Source organism: Cupriavidus sp. P-10, assembly GCF_003402535.2.
Taxonomy (GTDB): domain Bacteria; phylum Pseudomonadota; class Gammaproteobacteria; order Burkholderiales; family Burkholderiaceae; genus Cupriavidus.
Window position 1 is genome coordinate 886,040 of sequence record NZ_AP025171.1, and the last position, 17,796, is coordinate 903,835.

A 17,796-nucleotide genomic window follows, 5' to 3' on the forward strand; every position below is an offset into this window, starting at 1 on the left:
ACCGGGGGCCGGGAACGCCTCGGCCGGGACCGGCCCGCCGATCAGGTAGCCCTGCAGGACATCGCAGCCGAGCCTGGTCAGGGTGGCCTGCTGCGCGGCGGTCTCTATGCCCTCGGCGACGATGGTCAGGTTGAGGGTGCGGCCAAGCGCGATGATGGCGGCAACAATGGCGGCGTCGCCGCTGTCGCGCGCAAGGTCCCGCACGAAGTCGCGGTCGATCTTCAGTTCCTTGGCCGGCATGCGTTTGAGATAGAGCAGGCTGGAGTGTCCCGTGCCGAAGTCGTCGATGGCGATGCGCACGCCCATCTCGTCGAGCTGGCGCAGGATCGCCAGGCTGCTCTCCATGTCGCGCATCGCCGTCGACTCCGTGACTTCGACGGTCAGGGCGCGCGGGTCGAGCCGGTGCTTCTCGATCGCGGCGTGCACCGTGTCGATCAGCGAAGGGTGGCCGAACTGGACGGCGCTCAGGTTCACGGCGATGGTCCACTGGCTGCGTCCCGCGGCATGCCAGCGGGCAAGCTGGGCGCAAGCCTCGTCCAGCGCCCACGCGCCGATCTGCAGGATCAGGCCGCTCTTCTCCGCCAGCCCGATGAACTGATCGGGCATCAGCAGGCCACGCCTGGGATGGCGCCAGCGCAAGAGCGCCTCGGCGCCCAGCACGCTGCCGTCGGATGCCGCGATCTTCGGCTGGTAGTGCAGCTCGAATTCGTTGCGCGTCAGTGCCAGGCGCAGGTCCTGTGCCAGCTCCAGCCGCGCCTGCGCATCGTTGTTCATGGCATGCGTGAAGAAGCAGCAGCTGTCGCGGCCCGATGCCTTGGCGTGATGCATCGCCGCGTCGGCATTGCGCAGCAGCGTGCGCTGCCCGGTACCGTCGTCCGGATAGATGGCGATGCCGATGCTGGCGGAGATCTGCAGGGACTTGGCGCCAACCTGAAGCGGCTCGCGCAGGTCGTCGAGGAGGCGCATGGCAAGGGCGCTGGCCTCTTCGGGCGCTTCGATCACGGTCAGCAGCACGATCTCATCGCCGCCGAGCCGGCCGGCGATATCGTCGGTGCCGAGATTGGCGCCGATGCGCCGAGCGGCTTCGGCAAGCACGTGATCCCCGACATGATGGCCGAAGGAATCGTTGATGCCCTTGAATCCGTCCAGGTTGATGAACAGCACCGCCATGCGCTGGCGATGCCGTGCGGCGGCCTGCAGCGCCTGCTCGAAACGGTCTTCCAGCAGCGCGCGGTTGGGCAGCTTGGTCAGCTTGTCGTGCAGCGCCAGGTACCCGAGCTCCTGTCTCGCCGCCGCCAGCGAGGAGGCCAGCGCAGCGGTGCGGGCCTCCACCCGCAGGTCTTGCATTGCCGTCACCAGGGCCATCGCCAGCACGCAGATGGTGATGACCAGGATCGGCAGCGCCAGTTCGTCGCCCGCGAGGCCGGTGTCCGCGGCGCCGCAGACGCTGCCGGGCGCGAAGCGCGCAGCCGCCATGCCGATATAGTGCATGGAAGCGGTGGCGAGGCCCATCAGCCCGGCCGCACCGAGGCGAAGCCGCGTGGTGTGGCGGCCGTGGTGGCGAAGCTGGAAGGCCATCCACAGCGCCGTGCCGCATGCCGACACGGCAACCACGATGGACAGCGCCACCAGCAGCGGGTCATAGTCGATGGCGGGGTGCATGCGCATCGCGGCCATGCCGGTGTAGTGCATGCCCGCCACGGCACCGCCCATCAGCACTGCGCCCAACGCCAGCCGTCGCCACGGCAGGGTGTCCGTGCAGACCAGCCGCAGCGCGAAGCCCGACGCCGCCACCGCGATCAGCAGCGAATACGCGGTCAATGGCAGGTCATAGCCCAGCGGGATCGGCAGCTGCAGTGCGAGCATGCCGATGAAATGCATCGACCAGATGCCAAGTCCCATCACCACGCTGCCCGCGGCAAGCCAGACCTGCGCGGCACTGCCGCGCGCGTTGGCCAGCCGGCTGACCAGGGTCAGCGCCGTATAGGACGCCATCGCCGCCACCAGCACGGAGAAGAGCACAAGAAGATTGTCGTAGCGAGGGGCGAGCACGAATGAAAGCTTGGGGGGCGAAAATGCAGGAACGACGGCAACGGACCGGAATGCTACGCGCAATCAGCGCAAGCAGCAGCGCAAGCAGCAGCGCAAGGAGCGCAAGCAGCACCGACAGGCGACCGTGGTCGCCGTGATCGTCGGTATCTTCGGTATCGTTCCCCTCCTCAGAACGGCAGCGGCCCGACCGCTGACCGGGGCGGCGCAGGCGGGAAGCCGATCGGGTCCGTCTGGCGCTGCAGCGCGTAGCGCACGTACATGCCGGCGTACCACTGCCGGTAGTCGCGCGCATTGTCGATGCCGACCAGGCCCCCGACGTACAGTTGCTGCGCCGCCTGGTACTCCAGGGCCCCCACCAGGTTGTAGGCCAGGCCGGTCTTGGACTGGCCGGCATAGACCGCCGAGGTCTGGCTGGTCAGGTTGTTGGCCCTGGCGAGCGCCACCGCGGCATTGGCCGCGGCCTGGGCGCCGGCATTGGTCGGGAAGTACGGGGCGTCGTCCTCGTTGAACGCCTGCACGCCCAGAGCGCCCCGCACATGGTAGGACAGCCGGCCGCTGCGTCCCTCCAGCGCCAGCGGCACGGTGACCGAGAAGTAGGTCTGCGGGCTGAAGTAGCCGCCATGGCCAAAGGTGAAATAGCGCAGGTTCTCGCTGTAGCCCATCGACGTGAAGTTGATGCCCGAGGTGAAGCGCTGCGTGTCCGAGTCGACCAGCTTCATGTAGAAGCCGCCGCCGCCTTCCCACTTGTTGTTGCGCGCGACATCGTGGCCGGTCAGCACGCTGTAGCCGCCGTAGCCGTAGATGCCGAACGAACCGTCGCTCCAGCCGAGTTCGGCGCGGCCGCCGGTCGCCATCACGCCGCCCCAGGTCAGGCCAGCGCGCTCGTCGCGCGCGCCCGCGTAGGACAGCAGGCTGTCGGTGACCGGGCGGCGCGCCGCGGCCAGGCCGAGCGTGGTCCGCTGCGTCAGCGGCAGGTTCAGGCGCGCGCCGGCGTTGACATCGGTGTAGCGGAAGCCGAGCGGCGTGCTGCCGATGTCCACGCCGAAGCGCTCGGCCTCGTAGGCCAGGCCGAGCGCCACGCCAAACGCACTCTGCGAGCCGGCCGACGTTGCATTCAGGTTCTGGCCGAACAGGTTCTGGCTGGTGCCGGGCACGGCCCAGCCCTGCGGTCCGGCGCCAAAGCGGCTGCCGTTGTTGAAGTCCGAGCCGACCGTGCCCGCATCGAGCGCAACCGGGGTGACCCGCGCCACCAGCTTGCCGTCGCCGACCGGCACCTTGCCTTCGGCCACCACCTGCAGTTCGGTCAGCTGGCTCATGCCGGAGTCGCCGCTGCGGCCGCGCAGCATCGGGCCGCCCGCGAACGAGCTGGTGCGTTGCTGCTCGATCTCGCGCAGCTCCTCCAGCGCGGTCTTCGGGCCGGCGGGCGCGGCTGGCGTGTCGGCATCGGCCAGCCAGGGCAGGCGCGACTGCGCGCCAAGCGCAGGCTGACCCTGCGGTGCCGCGTACGCCTGCGTGGCCACCATTTCGGGCTGCGCATACGGTTGCACAGTCGGCTGCGCCGCGACGGCCGGCGCGCGTCCGGCCTTGGCCGGGCGTGCCGCGGCGCTGGCGGTACCGGCAGCCGCAGGGTAATACGAGGCCGGCGCCATCATCGGGGCTTGAGCCGCCGCTACCGCAGGGGCGCCAGCGGGCTGCGGGATATATGGCTGTCCCGGCGCCGTGCCGGCGGCCTGCCGTACTGCCATCCCCGGCACGGGCGGGTACGGCGCGGGCGATCCTGCCGGCGGCAGCGTCGACGCCTGCCGCTGTCCCGGCAGCCCGACGAAGGGATTGGCCGGCACGCGGTCGAAGCCGCCGCCGGGCTGCATACCGGCGCTGGCTACACCCGCGCGGCTGCCTTCGGCCGCGACCGCGGCGCGGAAGTACTCCGCCGCCCTGGCATTCTTGCCTTGTGCCTTGTACAGGCGGCCGGCCGCGGTCAGCACGTCCGGAGAAGCGGGTGCCTGCTTCAGGGCCGGCTGCAGGGCACGCTCGGCCCAGCCGTATTCCCTGGCGGCCGTGGCGGTACCGATGGCGGCCAGCCGCAGGTCGAGATTGCCCGGTTCCTTGGCCAGCACGCTTTCATAGAGCGAGAGTGCCTTGTCGTTCTCGCCGGCCTGCGCGTACATGCGCGCCAGGCTGGCCCGCACCGACGGGTTGCCGCCGCGCTCGGAGAGTGCCGTGGCGAGGGTGTCGTAGGCGGCGACGAGATCGCCCGCCGCGGTCAGCGCGTCGGCCTGCCGGACGATATAGGCGATGCGGATATCGTCGTAGCCGCGCCGCTGCTCGGGCGTCATTCCGGCGCCGGCGAGCTGGCGCAGCAGGCCGGCCAGCTCCATGTCCTGCTGCGCCTTGAGCAGCACCGCTGCGTACTGGAGCTGCATGCCGACATCGGGCACCACCGCGCGGCGCATCGCATTACGCATCAGCGACAGCGCCCGCGCGGTGTCGCCCGCGTCGGCGTAGCCCTGTGCGATGGCCCCGGTCAGTTCCGCGTCCTGTCCGGCAAAGCGCTCGGCCTGCTGCAGCACGCCGATGGCGGCGGCCTGCTGGCCGGCAGCGGCCAGTTCGCTGGCGCGCGCGGCTTCGGCGTGGACCCACAGGCGTCCCTGGAGCTTGCCCATGTCGGCGCTGCGCCGGTTGGCGGGCACGCGCTCGAGCAGGTCCAGGCCACGCTGCCATTCATTCGATTCGGCGGCGGCCAGCGCGCTGGCGTAGAGCGCTTCGGGGTCGTCCGGCACGGACATCAGCAGGTTGTCCATGACGCCGCGCGCCTGGTCCTTCATGCCCATCGCGAGGTACAGGCGCGCGACCTCCAGCCGCACCCACGCGTTGGTCGGGTCGGCCGCCATCGCGTCTTCAAGCAGGCGGCGCGCGCCGGCCGTGTCGCCTTGCTGCATGGCCTGGCGGGCCTGTGCGCGGGCCTGGTCGGCGCGCAGCCGCCCGAGCGGGGCAAGCTGCCCGCGCTGGGCCGGCGTCATGCGCTCGACCAACCCCAGTGCTTCCGTGGTCTTGTTCTGTGCCTGGAGTACCTCCACCAGCCCGCGCGTGGCCGCAGCGTTGCCGGGCTGCGCGCGCAGCACGCGGCGGTAGCCCGCCTCGGCGGCGGCGTATTGCCGCGCGTCGGCCTGCAGGTCGGCCAGTGCCACCTGCGCGGCGGGCTCGTTCGGCTCGATGCGTTGCGCCTGCTCCAGCAGGCGGCGTGCCTCGGTGGCATTGCCCGCGTCGCGCTGGGCGGCGGCACGCTGCACCAGCAGCCAGTAGCTGGCGCTGTTGCTGGCCTGGCGGTAACGGCTGCCGGAGCCGTGGCGCGACGCGCGCGCGAAGTAGTCCGCCGCTTCCGCGAACTGTTCCTGCCTGAGCCGCAGCACGCCCATGCCGCCGAGCGCATCGGGATCGTTAGGCTGCTGCGCGAGTGCGCCCTGGAAACGCTCGCCGGCGCGCGCAAGGTCGCCGGCGTCCAGTGCCGCGAAACCCTGCTGCACGATGCCTCGCATGGCGTCGGTTGCCGCCGCGCCGGGCTGGCGGGCCGTGGCAGGCTGCCGCGTCGCGGCTTCCAGGCGGGCGCGGATGGCGGCGTCGTCAGGATGCGCCGCCAGCCAGGCCTGGTAGAGCGGGGCGTCCGCGGGGCGCTCGCCGAGCCAGCCCAGCGCGCGGCGCCAGCTCTCGGTGGCGTCCTTGCCAACGTCAGGGCGGCTGGCCAGGCTTTCCAGCTGGCGGATGCCGTCGCGGCGCGTGTTGTCGCGGTAGGTCAGGTGCTGCGCCAGTGCCAGCTGCGCGCGGGCATCGGCCGGGTTGGCGCGCGCCAGGCGCTCCATGCCCTGCCGTGCAGCGTCCCAGCCCTGCGCGGTGCCGCCCAGCGTCTGGTAGTACTCAAGCGCGAGGCCGCCCTGCGGCACGTTGCCGCCGGCGGCTTCCTCATAGCGCCTGACGGCCTGCTCGGATTGTCCGCTGCGCGCGAGCTGGCGCGCCTGCTCGACCTGTTGCCGGGCGCCGGCGGTACCGCCGCGCGCGATCTGGTCGCCCAGTTGCCTGGCCAGCGCGGAGTTTGGGGCCGCTTTCTGCAGGCGGTCCAGGTAGGTGCGCGCCGAGTCCGGCCGCCCCGCCTCCAGCTCGGCAACGCCCATGCCGTACAGTGCATCTGGCTGCGCCGGGTTCAGGCGCAGCAGCTTCTGCCACACCTCGGCCGCGCGGTCCGGCCGGCTGCGCGCCTGCCAGTATTTGCCTTGCTCGACGAGCGCCTTGACGGGATCTTCCTGCGCCGCGGCGGGCCCGATACTCCCGGCCAGCAGCGCCAGCACCAGCGCATGCCTGCGCATGCGCCGGCTGGAGGACTCGCGAGTCCGGTTCATTGCCGTGCGCATGCCTTGTTTCCGCTCTTGCCCTGCAACCACCGCAGCTCCAGTTGTCCCGACGGGACGAAGTGATAGTGACCGTCGGCGTGCCCGAGTCCGAACAGGCCCAGAACGGTGTCGTAATAGGTCGCCCTGGCCGTGGCGTCGGCCAGGCCTTGCGCGCGTGCGCGCTGCACTGTCGCCACCGGCGAGCCGGCAGCCTGCAGGAAAGGCAGCAGCGCGGCCGAGAAGCCGGCCGGGCCTTCGCCTGCAAGCGCACCGGTGGCGGCGCGCATTTTTTCCGGCGGCGCCTGCCGGCCCTGCATCAGCTGCGCGACCGGGGCGAGCGTTTGCATCAGCCGGCGCGACGCGGCGTCGCCTTTGGGCGTGATGCCGGCCCACAGGTAGACACGGATGGCGTCGTAGCTGCCGACATCGCCCTTGTCCGGATCGATGCCCCAGCCCGCCGGCTGGCCCGGCCTGGACTGGTATGCGGACCAGTCCGGCACGATGCCGCGCGGGGCCACCGCCTGCACCATCGCGGGCACCTGGTTCGCCAGCGCGCCCCAGGGCCCGGCGGGGTCGAACGCGGCCAGCCGGCGCAGCAGCGGCACGGGCAGGTAGCTGGCGTTGAGACGCCATACGCGCGTGTTTTCCGCCTGGTCATGGACAAAGCCCTGCTTGCCGGGCAGCAGCATGGGGCCGAAGCCGGGCAACGTCACCACCTCGTGCTTCGCGACCAGGCGCAGCAGCGCGCGCGCGGCCTGCGCATAGGCGGGCGCCTTCCAGGCCCGCGCGGCTTCTGCAAGTGCGTACGCGTACCAGAGGTCGGCGTCCGAGGCCGGGTTGGCATCCAGGACACCCCATGAGCCGTCGTCACGCTTGCCCCAGCGCCAGGCGGGCAGCTTGTCGGCGAGATTGCCGCCGCCAAGGTTGGCCACGCTCCATTGCCATGCCTTGTCGAAGGTGGCGCGGTCGTTGGCGATCAGCGCGAACACCATCGCGTAGGACTGGCCCTCGGAGGTGCTGTGCTGCTCGCGCACGGACGGGTCGATGACGCGCCCGTCGGCCTGCATGAAGCGGCTGAGGAACTGCTCGTAGAGCGGCCACGGGCAGGCGGTACGCGCGGGGGCGGCTGCGACAGCCGGCAATGCGCCGGCAACCGCGCCCAGCGTGACGATGGCGCCCGCGCCGAGCAGCGCGCGGCGGCGCGGGTCGGGCCCGGTCGGGGTCATGCCTGGCCTGCCTTGCGGCGCCTGGCGCGCTGGCGCAGCATCAGGAACAGTACGGCGGCGAGCAGCGGCGTGGCCAGCGCCAGCATCAGCGCCATCGCGTACGGCCGCTGCGACAGCCACCAGTGCACATAGGTCCAGGGATTGAGCTTGCCAACATGGTAGTTCTGCTGCGCCGCGAGGCTGTCGACCGACGTGCCGCGCACCAGCACCAGGCTGCCCTGTACCCGCGGCAGGCGCTCGGCGTCGAGCAGGGTATCGGTGACGGCATGCAGGCCGCCCGGCGTGTTGCTGGTGATGGCGACCACGCTGCGGCCGGCGGCCAGCGGCGACTCGAACCCGGCCAGCGCCGCATCGGTGCCGGGGCTGTTGAGCGACAGGTTCGCTTCGACCGGGCGGTTGCGATTGCCGTCGGCACCGTTCCACCAGCCCATGACGGTGTCATAGACCCCCGTCAGCGTGAAGCGCTTGCCCGCGCTGGCCAGCGACACCGGCATCTGGTCCGCCCATTGCGTCAGCAAGGGCTGGCTCTGCGCGGTGCCGATCACCAGCAGGTCGCGGTCGGCCACCTGCTGGACCTCGGCGGGCGCGGCGATCCTGACGCCGGTCGCCGGGTAGCCGGTCGACTCGCCCATGCGGCCCATCATCGTCAGGTAGGTCGAATAGTCCTCCGCCGATGGCGTTGCCGGCAGCACCACCGCGGTCTCCGACAGGTCGGCCAGCCGCGTGAACGGGAAGCCGCTGTTGCCGAAGGCGGCCAGGTCGGGCAGGGCGATGAAGTGCGGCAGGCCCGAGATGTCGATGGTCGAATCCGGGTCGATGGCGCCCTTCACGTTGTCGACCAGCACGTCCTTGCAGGCGCCTTGCTTCAGGTAGTCGTAGTAGTAGTGGAACTGCAGCTGCGATTGCGCCGGCAGCATGAACAGGGGCAGGTGCAGCGTGTGGCGTGCCGGCACCGAGCCGTCGGGCAGCACGCGCGCGACCAGTTCGGAAGCCTTGCCCTGATCGTCCTTGAGCGAGCGCAGTGTGTACGCGCGCAGGAACTGGCGGTTGACGTTGACGTTCAGCGTGGACTTGTCCAACGTCGGGCGCGGCGTGTAGCGATAGCGCAGGTCGATCGGGATGCCGCGCGAGCGCCAGCCGAACAGGTCGGGCGGCACGCGGAAGTTCACGCGCACCAGGTCCGGCTGATAGCCGGATACGTTGAGCTGCTCCACCGGCATCAGCTCGCCGAAGCGCACCGGGCGGTCGCTGCGCAGCCAGTTCGGGGCATCGTAAGGCCTGCGCGGTGCCACCGCTTCAAGGCTCGTGATGGTGGCGCGCGGACCCGACAAGGCCTTCGCCCCAAGCACCAGCGCGCGCGCGGCGGTCTTCAATTCGGCGCTGTCGCGGCCCAGCACCAGCAGCAGCTTGCTGCCGGGGTCATTGGGATGGGGCACGACCGCCAGGGTCGGGCCATCGAGCTGCGGCAGCTCGATGCCGGCCGGGCGTTCCTGCTGCGTGGCGAACACGACGGCGTTGCCGCCGGCCGGCACCTGGTTGAGCGAAACCGGGAAGGTGGCGCCGCGGTAGCCCGCCAGTCCGCCGAACCACGACGACACCGCGCCCGCCGCTTCCAGCGCCGCCGGCGATGGCGAGCCGGCGAACACGAACGGCAGCTTCAGTCGCCGGACGTCGCGGCGGTCGAAGAAAGGCAGCGGCAACAGTGCCAGGTCATTGGCCAGCGCCATCGGCGTCACCGTGAGTTCCAGCACGCTGCTGTTGCTGACCGTGGCCCACAGGCTCGAATGGAACGGGTCTTCGCAATCGGTGGTGTAGTGGCCGATCAGCTGCAGGTTGAGCCGGTTGAATTCAGTGATCAGCCGCGGCTCCAGCGTCAGGTCCTTCTCCAGGTTGCTGCCGGCCGTGTCGCGCGGCACGGGCACGGTCTGCGCGACCTCGCCGTTGACCAGCACGTTGATGTGCGAGATCTGCGGCAGCAAAGCGGGGGAGTAGCTGTAGCGCAGCTTCAGGCGCGCACCGGTGACGACCTCGTCCGCGCGTACGGAAAAGGGCACGCCGTTGATCCCATCCACGCCACGCAGCTGGAATGGAAGATCCGCGCCGAGCTGCTTGAGCGTCATCGACACGACGCGGCTGCCAGAGCGGGCAGCGGGAACGCCGGAACCAGCCGTGTCAGTGGTCGTGGCAGATGTCGTGGCAGGGGCGGCGCCAACCCCCTGCGGCGCGCGCGGCTGCGCCTGCGCTGCAGCGCACGCGCTAGCCGCGAGCAGGGGAATGACGCAACGGGCGAGCAGGCTGCGGACCGGAGTGGGCGGCGTCATGATTCAGGCGAATTCCTTGTTGCCAGGTTGGGTATGGGATCGGATGCGGCCGACAGGGTCGGGCGGAGCCACTGCAAGCAAAAAGCCGGGGATCGCGGAGCAGGCGTTTCAGGTGCGTGCCGCCTCTCCGCGCCGCATCAGCTTGCGCAGCTCACGGCCAAGGTGGAAGGTCACGTTGCGGAACCCAAGCAGGCCGATCTGCATGATCTGGCCCAGCGCCAGCCGCGGCGTGTCGTGCCGCTTGGCGCCCCAGGAATCGAGCCATGCGTCGGCCCGGGAGAAGGTGCACTGGATGAAGGCCATTTCCTGCGCGGGGGTCATCTGCTCCAGGCGCAGGCCGGTATGGTTCTGCCCCTGGAATACCACATGGGCCGGGAACACATGCTCGGCGTTCTGCAGGTATAGCGAGACCCCGACCCTCTCACCGACACGCGCCACCACGCCCTGGGGCAGCCGGATGCCGATGCCGCGCTCGGCAAAGTCCACGGTCTCGCAGGTCACGGCGCGGCCGTCGTCGAAGCGCAGCGTCGCGGGCAGCTTCATGGCGACGCGGTGCGCTTCGCGCACCTGCCGCGTCTCGCTTGCCACCGCGATCGATGCGCCGATGATGATCAGGTTGTAGGCGGTCCACAACAGGTTCAGGACCACCGTGATCGCTTCATCGGGCATGCCATGGCTGCCCGCTGCGAGCTGCCAGATGCCCAGGCCGAAGCCCAGCAGGTTGAATACCAGCAGGACCAGGTAGGGGCGCGAGATGATCCAGTCGAAGTACGCCTCCTCGATGACGCCGCCCTTGGGCGTCACGTTGAACTTGCCCGCCGCCGGGTTGATAAAGGCGACCAGCGTCGGCCGCATGATGTACCACGCGAGCACCGACTCGTAGACCTCGTTCCAGAACGAATGCCGGAAGCGGCCCTGGATGCGCGAGTTCGTCATGTTCGCGTGCAACAGGTGCGGCAGCGCAAAGATGGCGATACTCAGCGCCTGCGCATTGATGACGTGCGCGCCGAACAGCAGGTACGCCAGCGGCGCCGTCAGGAACACCAGCCGCGGCAGCCCGTAGAAAAAATGCAGCATCGCGTTCAGGTAGCACAGCCGCTGCGGCAGCGACAAGCCGGGCCCGAGCAGCGGATTGTCGATGCGGCAGATCTGCGCCATGCCACGGGCCCAGCGGATGCGCTGGCCAACGTGGCCGGACAGGCTTTCCGTGGCCAGCCCCGCGGCCTGCGGGATGGCCAGGTAGGCGGTGCTGTACTTCAGCCGGTGCAGCTTCAGCGCGGTGTGGGCATCCTCGGTCACGGTTTCGACCGCGATGCCGCCAACCTCCAGCAGCGGCGCGCGCCGGATGATCGCGCAGGAGCCGCAGAAGAAGGTGGCGTCCCACAAATCGTTGCCGTCCTGCACCAGCCCGTAGAACAGCTCGCCCTCGTTGGGCACGTCCTGGAAGGTGCGCAGGTTCTTCTCGAACGGGTCGGGCGAGAAGAAGTAGTGCGGCGTCTGCAGCATGGCCAGCTTGCGGTCCTTCAGGAACCAGCCCATGCAGAGCTGCAGGAAGGAACGCGTCGGGATGTGGTCGCAGTCGAAGATCGCGACATACTCGCCGCTGGTCTGCGTCAGCGCCGCATTGATGTTGCCGGCCTTGGCGTGGCGGTTATTGTCGCGCGTCAGGTGCCTGACGCCGACCTTCTCGCAGAAGGCGCGGAATTCTTCGCGGCGGCCATCGTCCAGCACGTAGACGTTGATCTTGTCGCGCGGCCAGTCGAGCGACATTGCCGCGAAGACCGTCGGCTTCACCACCGACAGCGGCTCGTTGTAGGTCGGGATGAAGATGTCCACCGTCGGCCACTCCGCCAGGTCCCGCGGCATCGGCAGCGGCTTGCGCTGCAGCGGCCATGCGGTCTGGAAGTAGCCAAGCACGAGCACCACGAAGGCGTAGGCCTCGGCCGCCAGCAGCCCGGCACCGAAGGCCATGTCGACCCAGGACTCGAAGGCCGTGGTCTCGGTCAAGCGCCAGTACATATAGCGGCTGGTGGCGGCCAGCGACAGGATCACCATCATCAGCGTGGCGAGGTGGCCCCTGGTCCGGGAAAGCCATACGGCCATCAGGTAGCAGGCCGCGGCAAAGCCGACCTGCTGCCAGAAGTCCAGCGGCACGGTCACGACGATCGCGAACAGCAGCAGGCCGAGCAGCAGCCCCGCCGTGCGGCCGGCGACGTTGTCGAACGGCAGGTCCGCCAGCCATTGGGCCAGGCCGCTCCTCGGCGACGCCGGCGCGCTGGCGGGCCTGGAAGGCTTCGGGGAAGTCATCAGGCTTGCTCTTGAAGGGTGGCTTGTGGGGTGGCTTGGGGGGTGGCCTGCAACCTGCCGCGCAGCCAGGTGGCGCAGCGGCGGATGTCCTGCCCGGCCTGGCTGTGCGGGCTGCGTTCAACGACGGTGCAGTCGTGCGCCAGCGCCTCCGGGACGGCCTGGTCCTGGTGGATGACGCCGAGGACGCGATCGCCCAGCTGGTTGCGCAGGACTTGCACCACGTCCTTGCTCAGCTGGCGCGCCATGTCGACCTGGTTGATGACCAGTGCGTGGCCGAGGAAGTCGGAGCGGCGCTCGCAGTAGGTACGGATCAGGTCGTCCATCAGCGGCAGGGTGGCGTACGACGCCGCATCCGGAAGCGTCACCACCAGGCAGACGTGCGCACACGACAGTGCCTGCCGCATGTAGGGCGACGGGCCGGGCGGGGTGTCGATGACGACAATGTCGTCTTCGGCCAGCCCGAGCGCGCCCAGCTGGGTGCGCAGCCAGTTCGGATGCGTGGCCAGGTGCTGCTCGAAGGTGGCGCGGTCGGACTCGTTGAGGCTGCCAAACGGCATCACCAGTGCGCGCCCGCCCGGCCAGATGCTTTCGAGCCAGCGCTCGCCGGCGAGCGTGGCGCGGGCGTGGCCGGCGACGTCCTGCACCGGCATGCCAAAGTGCAGGCGCAGCGCATTCTGCGGGTCGAGGTCGATGGCGAGGACACGATTGCCGGCCTGCGCCAGCGTATCGGCGAGCGTGGCCGACAACGTCGTTTTCCCAACTCCGCCCTTGGCGGAGACAACGGCTACGATTTTCACGGACGGATGCTCAGCTGCGCTTCAGGCGATCGAGGAAGGAACGGCGGGCCGGCGTGTGCTCCGGCTGCGCCGCCGGCATGGCCTGGCCCTCAAGCCGCGCGAAGACCTGGGTCAGCGGAGTATGGCCGGCGGGTCTTGGGGCGGCAGCGGGCGCGGCAGCGGCCGGCCGGGGTTCCGCGGCGACATCGGCGGTTGCCGGGGCATTCGCCCAGCCAGCGGGTTGCAAGGGCTGTGCTGGCGTGTTCAGGACCGGATGGGGCGCGCCGGCCTGGACCGGCGGCTGGACCGGCGCGGCAACGACCGGCTGCGCGGCGGCGGGCGCCACCGGCATGCCGATCCCCAGTGCCTGCACCGGCGGCACCACTGTGTTGCGATCTACCCGCAGCGCAGCGAGCAATGGCCAACGCTGCTGGGCCTCTTCGGCAGCGTCCTCGCGGACAATTTCGCGGTAGGTCTCGGGGTGGCCACCAAAGCGGCTGAACAGCTTGGACAGATCGTCGGACTGGCTCATGGCAACAGGAAATCGCCCGCGCCCCGGGCAGGAACGCGGCACGGCTACGGAATCAATGGACTGGGGTGGTGGAACCTGTGGCTGTTCAGCGTCCGAGCCGGAAGCTCATGCTTCCGGTCGCATCGAATGGTGACGCTGGCGTAACCTGCAGCAAGCCGGGCGATCCGAGCGACTGGAACCAGTGCTGGTAGGCGCCAGTCAGGAATGCGGCCTGCCAGGGCGCGGCAATGCCATCATCCGGCCGGGAGCGGGGCGCGCAGTGGTGGCGCACGAGCAGGGCATCGCCGGTGTCGGAAATGCTGGTCCAACCCCAGTCGATGTCCAGCCAGGTCTGTGCGATGGCGCGTTCGAGATCTTCAACCGTATTGCAGGCGCCGAGCGGGAAACGTGCGGCGAAACGGGCGCCGGCCGCTGCCATGATCGCGGTCACGCCGGCATCGCTCAGTTGTGCGGACATTTCCTCGACCAAGGCTTCGATGAAATCACGCCATTGTATTGAGGCGTGACGCTCGGTCAGGTATTGAAGTAAAGCATCGTCCACTTAAGATTCCCCGTTCTCGTCTTATTTTTCTGCGGAACGAATGGTGGCCGATTGTTTAGGTCTGCGCAAAGGTTTTGTAAAAAACACACGATGCGCGCCAGCAACACCTTTTTGGGAAAGCTATGGAAAGCTATGGAAATCTATTAAGTACCTACATATAAATGGAAATGTCGCGTCAAAGTCATTTCAATCTGGCATACGCCATTTGCGGCGCTTAATTCTCACGCGCACCAAAGTCGGGCCTTAAACAACCGCGCGATCGCAGAGGGGCGTCATCGAGCCGAATATGCCAAAAATGCCGAAACGGCATTAAATTGAAATATTCGGCGGCTAATCATTCCACGTCAATCACCCGCCCCGGACACAGAATCAAATTCGGATCCAGCGAACGCTTAAGCAAGCGCATCAACCCCAGCGCCGCCGGCGTGCGCGAATGCCCGAGGAAGGGCTTCTTGTGCGTGCCGATGCCGTGCTCTGCGGAAATGCTGCCGTCGAATTCGCGCACCTTCGGATAGAGCACCTCACTGATCTCATGCTCCGGAAAATTTTCTGCGGTCGCGCCAGGCAGATAGACACTGACATGCAGGTTGCTGTCGCCCACATGGCCGAAGTTGACCAGCTCGGCGTGCGGCCACCGCGCCAGCACCGCCGCGCGCAGGCTCTCGGCGAAGCGGCCGATCTGGCCGATCGGCAGGCTGACGTCGTAGGCGGCATTGGGCGCCCACATCACGGGGAACTCGGCGACCGCGTCGCGCAGTTTCCAGAAGCTCTCGGCTTCCTTCTCGCTGGATGCCACCGCGGCGTCGGTGATCAGGCCGGCTTCCATCGCCGTTTCCAGCATGGATTCGAAGGCCGCGGCGTCCTGGTCGGCGTCATTGCCCTGCAGGTCGACCAGCACATAGAACGGCGAGCCGGCCGGCAGGGGGGCGCGCACGCCGGGCACGCGCGTTGTCACCAGGTCATAGAAATCGGCCCACATCGCCTCGAAGGCCGAGACGCGGCCGGACAGGCGGCGCTGCGCATGACGCAGCAGCGCCACCACGTCTTCGTAGCTGCGCAGCGCGCACAGCGCGGTCTGCGTGCAGCCTGGCAGCGGCGCGAGCCGCAGCACGGCGCGCGTAATCACGCCGAGCGTGCCTTCGCTGCCGATAAAGAGCTGGCCCAGATCGTAGCCGGCGTTGTTCTTCTGCATCTTGTTGAGCGAGCTGACCACGGTGCCGTCGGCCAGCACCGCTTCAAGGCCCAGCACCTGCTCGCGCATCATGCCGTAGCGGATCACGCGGTTGCCACCCGCATTGGTGGCGATATTGCCGCCGATCTGGCAACTGCCGCGCGCGCCCAGGTCCACCGGAAAGAGCCAGTCCGCCGCGCGCGCAGCGTCCTGCACGGCTTGCAGCGTGGTGCCGGCCAGCACGGTCATGGTGCCGGCCTGCGCGTCGATCTCTTCCACGCCGCGCATGCGCTCGAGCGACAGCACCAGTTCGCCGCCGGCGGGCGTGGCGGCGCCCGCCAGGCCGGTCAGGCCGCCCTGCGGCACCACCGGCTGCCGGTGGCGATTGCAGATCGCCAGCACCGCCGACACCTCGGCCGTGCTGCGCGGCCGCGCCACCGCCATCGGCGGCTGGGGATCGAGCGGCGCGTACCAGTCCTTGCGGAAGCGGGTTTCGATGGCATCGCCAACTTGCAGGCCGGCGGAGTCGAGAACGCCGGCCAGTTCGGCCAGCAGGGCGGAGGGGTCTTGCACGGTTGCCATCGAGGGTCTTTCCGGTTGCGTGGATGAGCGGGGGAGAGTGCTTGGGCGCAGCCACGAATGCTATGGCAAGGCCGCGCATGGTGATAAGAGCCAATCGGCGCCGGCGCGGTGGCACCACGCCTTGCGCCCGGCTTCACGTGCTTGCCTTATGCACCGCTCCATGCTTCGTTGTTGATGCGCGCGCTGAACTCGCGCGGCGGCTGGCGCGTGCGGGCCAGGTGATCCATGGCGGGTTCGATGACTTCGGCCAGCTTGTGGAAGGCGGGGCCGATGTCGTCCTCCGGTACGCAGGCGTAGCCCAGCAGCAGCCCTTGCCGCGCCCGCTGCTCGTTGCTGTAGTAGCGCGACAGCGGCCGCGCCGACAGGCCCTGCGTACGCGCCGCCATGCTGATGCCGAGATCGTCGGCGCCCGGCGGCAAGTGCATCACCAGGTGCAGCCCGGCCTCATGCGTGGAGGTGGGCCAGTCCTGGCCGAAGCGCTTCGCAATGGCCTCGCGCAGCAGCCCCTGGCGCTGCGCATAGCGCTGGCGCATGCGGCGCAGGTGCGTGGCGTAGTGGCCTTCCTCGATAAAGTCCGCCAGCACCGCCTGCTGCATCAGTTGTCCCTCGCGGAACAGTTCCGACAGGCCGGTGGCGAAATGCGGCGCCAGCGGCTTGGGCAGCACCATGAAGCCCATGCGCAGCCCGGGGAAGAGCGTCTTGGAGAAGGTGCCCATGTAGATGACCCGGTCGTGCTCGTCCAGGCCTTGCAGCGAAGCCAGCGGCCTGCCCTCGAAGCGGAACTCGCTGTCGTAGTCGTCCTCGACGATCCAGGCGCCGCGCTGCCGCGCATATTCCAGCAGCATGCGCCGGCGCGTCAGGCTCATCACCGTGCCGAGCGGGTACTGGTGCGAGGGGGTGGCAAAGATAAAGCGGGGCGGGTCCTGCAGCGTGGCGGCATCGGGCGCGATGCCTTCGTCATCCACCGGCACCGGGATCACGTCGACGCCCGCGTTGGTCAGCAGGCTGCGCGTGCCCCAGTAGCCGGGGTCTTCCATCCATGCCTTGTCGCCCGGATCGGCCAGCAGGCGCGCGATCAGGTCGATGGCCTGGTGGATGCCGGTGGTCAGGATGATCTGCTCGGGCTCGCAGCGCACCGCGCGCGCCAGCCGCAGGTGCTCGGCCAGCACGCGCCGCAGCGGCATATAGCCGCCGTGGTGGGCATAGGTCAGCAGTTCCGGACGCGGGTTGCGCCAGTGCTTGTTCAGCAGCCGGGCCCAGGTCGCGTGCGGGAACAGCGAGACATCGGGCACGCCCGCCATGAAGGCGCCCCACTGCCGATCCGACGCGCCGGCGTTGGACACGAGGTGCATCCCGCGCCGTGACAGATCGAAACGGTTTGAATTTTGCTGCACTGCGGGCACAGGCGTGGTGCCAATCCGGGCACCAGGCTTGTGCAATGCACTATGGTCGGGAAAAGTCTGCGAGACAAAGGTGCCACGTCCGGTCGATGCGGTGACGTAGCCTTCTGCCAGCAACTGCTCATACGCGTACAAAACGGTATTGCGGGAAACCCCTATCTCCGTCGCCAGCAGCCGCGATGCGGGCAGCTTGCTGCCCGCGGAGATAGAGCCAGCAAGGATTTCCTGGCGAATCAGCTCATACAGCTGGCGGTTCATATGCGTCCCGTTGCGGTCCGCCTGCGTTCCCGCCGGGCGCTCCAATCGCTGCAGCAACAACTCGGACAGAATCGTTTCCTTCAAAGTGGCTCCAGCAAATATCGTGAATATGGATCTATGTATGGTACCAACGATCGTTTAATTTTCCATCCGTGGTTGGCGTCATCGAGAAATTTTTCGTGATTGCCGATCGATGCGTTGGCTTTGCGTCCCCTTGATGCGTCCCCCTCATGCGTCCCCCTCGCCAG

General features: G+C 68.8%; 9 protein-coding genes and 1 pseudogene. All 10 read right to left on the reverse strand.

Features of this window, described 5'->3' with window-relative positions; genetic code table 11:
- Positions 1 to 15: 15 nt before the first annotated feature.
- A pseudogene (locus CTP10_RS21150) lies at positions 16 to 2,052 on the reverse strand (putative bifunctional diguanylate cyclase/phosphodiesterase); the annotation flags it as partial.
- A gap of 167 nt (positions 2,053 to 2,219) precedes the next feature.
- On the reverse strand, positions 2,220 to 6,455 hold the full coding sequence (locus tag CTP10_RS21155) for a cellulose biosynthesis protein BcsC (RefSeq protein WP_116319678.1): 4,236 nt from the start codon (positions 6,453 to 6,455) through the stop codon (positions 2,220 to 2,222).
- Positions 6,440 to 7,660, reverse strand: coding sequence for a cellulose synthase complex periplasmic endoglucanase BcsZ (bcsZ, locus tag CTP10_RS21160; protein ID WP_116319677.1), 1,221 nt, complete (start codon positions 7,658 to 7,660; stop codon positions 6,440 to 6,442). The genes CTP10_RS21155 and bcsZ overlap by 16 nt, the downstream gene beginning before the upstream one ends.
- Positions 7,657 to 9,981 carry a cellulose biosynthesis cyclic di-GMP-binding regulatory protein BcsB gene (gene bcsB, locus CTP10_RS21165; protein WP_116319676.1) on the reverse strand — a complete coding sequence of 775 codons (2,325 nt, stop codon included), beginning with the start codon at positions 9,979 to 9,981 and terminating at the stop codon, positions 7,657 to 7,659. The genes bcsZ and bcsB overlap by 4 nt, the downstream gene beginning before the upstream one ends.
- Positions 9,982 to 10,089: 108 nt before the next feature.
- Positions 10,090 to 12,288: a UDP-forming cellulose synthase catalytic subunit gene (gene bcsA / locus CTP10_RS21170; protein WP_116319675.1), complete on the reverse strand. Its 2,199-nt coding sequence runs from the start codon at positions 12,286 to 12,288 to the stop codon at positions 10,090 to 10,092.
- Positions 12,288 to 13,085, reverse strand: a complete 798-nt coding sequence (gene bcsQ / locus CTP10_RS21175; RefSeq protein ID WP_116319674.1) for a cellulose biosynthesis protein BcsQ — start codon at positions 13,083 to 13,085, stop codon at positions 12,288 to 12,290. The genes bcsA and bcsQ overlap by 1 nt, the downstream gene beginning before the upstream one ends.
- A gap of 10 nt (positions 13,086 to 13,095) precedes the next feature.
- Positions 13,096 to 13,596: a cellulose biosynthesis protein BcsP gene (gene bcsP / locus CTP10_RS21180; RefSeq protein WP_116319673.1), complete on the reverse strand. Its 501-nt coding sequence runs from the start codon at positions 13,594 to 13,596 to the stop codon at positions 13,096 to 13,098.
- Between the two features lie 85 nt (positions 13,597 to 13,681).
- Positions 13,682 to 14,137 carry a cellulose biosynthesis protein BcsD gene (gene bcsD, locus CTP10_RS21185; RefSeq protein WP_116319672.1) on the reverse strand — a complete coding sequence of 152 codons (456 nt, stop codon included), beginning with the start codon at positions 14,135 to 14,137 and terminating at the stop codon, positions 13,682 to 13,684.
- Positions 14,138 to 14,471: 334 nt separating this feature from the next.
- Entirely contained in the window at positions 14,472 to 15,890 is a 1,419-nt protein-coding gene (locus CTP10_RS21190) for an FAD-binding oxidoreductase (RefSeq protein WP_116319671.1), read from the reverse strand.
- 146 nt (positions 15,891 to 16,036) lie between these two features.
- Entirely contained in the window at positions 16,037 to 17,632 is a 1,596-nt protein-coding gene (gene pdxR, locus CTP10_RS21195) for a MocR-like pyridoxine biosynthesis transcription factor PdxR (RefSeq protein ID WP_199414587.1), read from the reverse strand.
- Positions 17,633 to 17,796 lie beyond the last annotated feature (164 nt).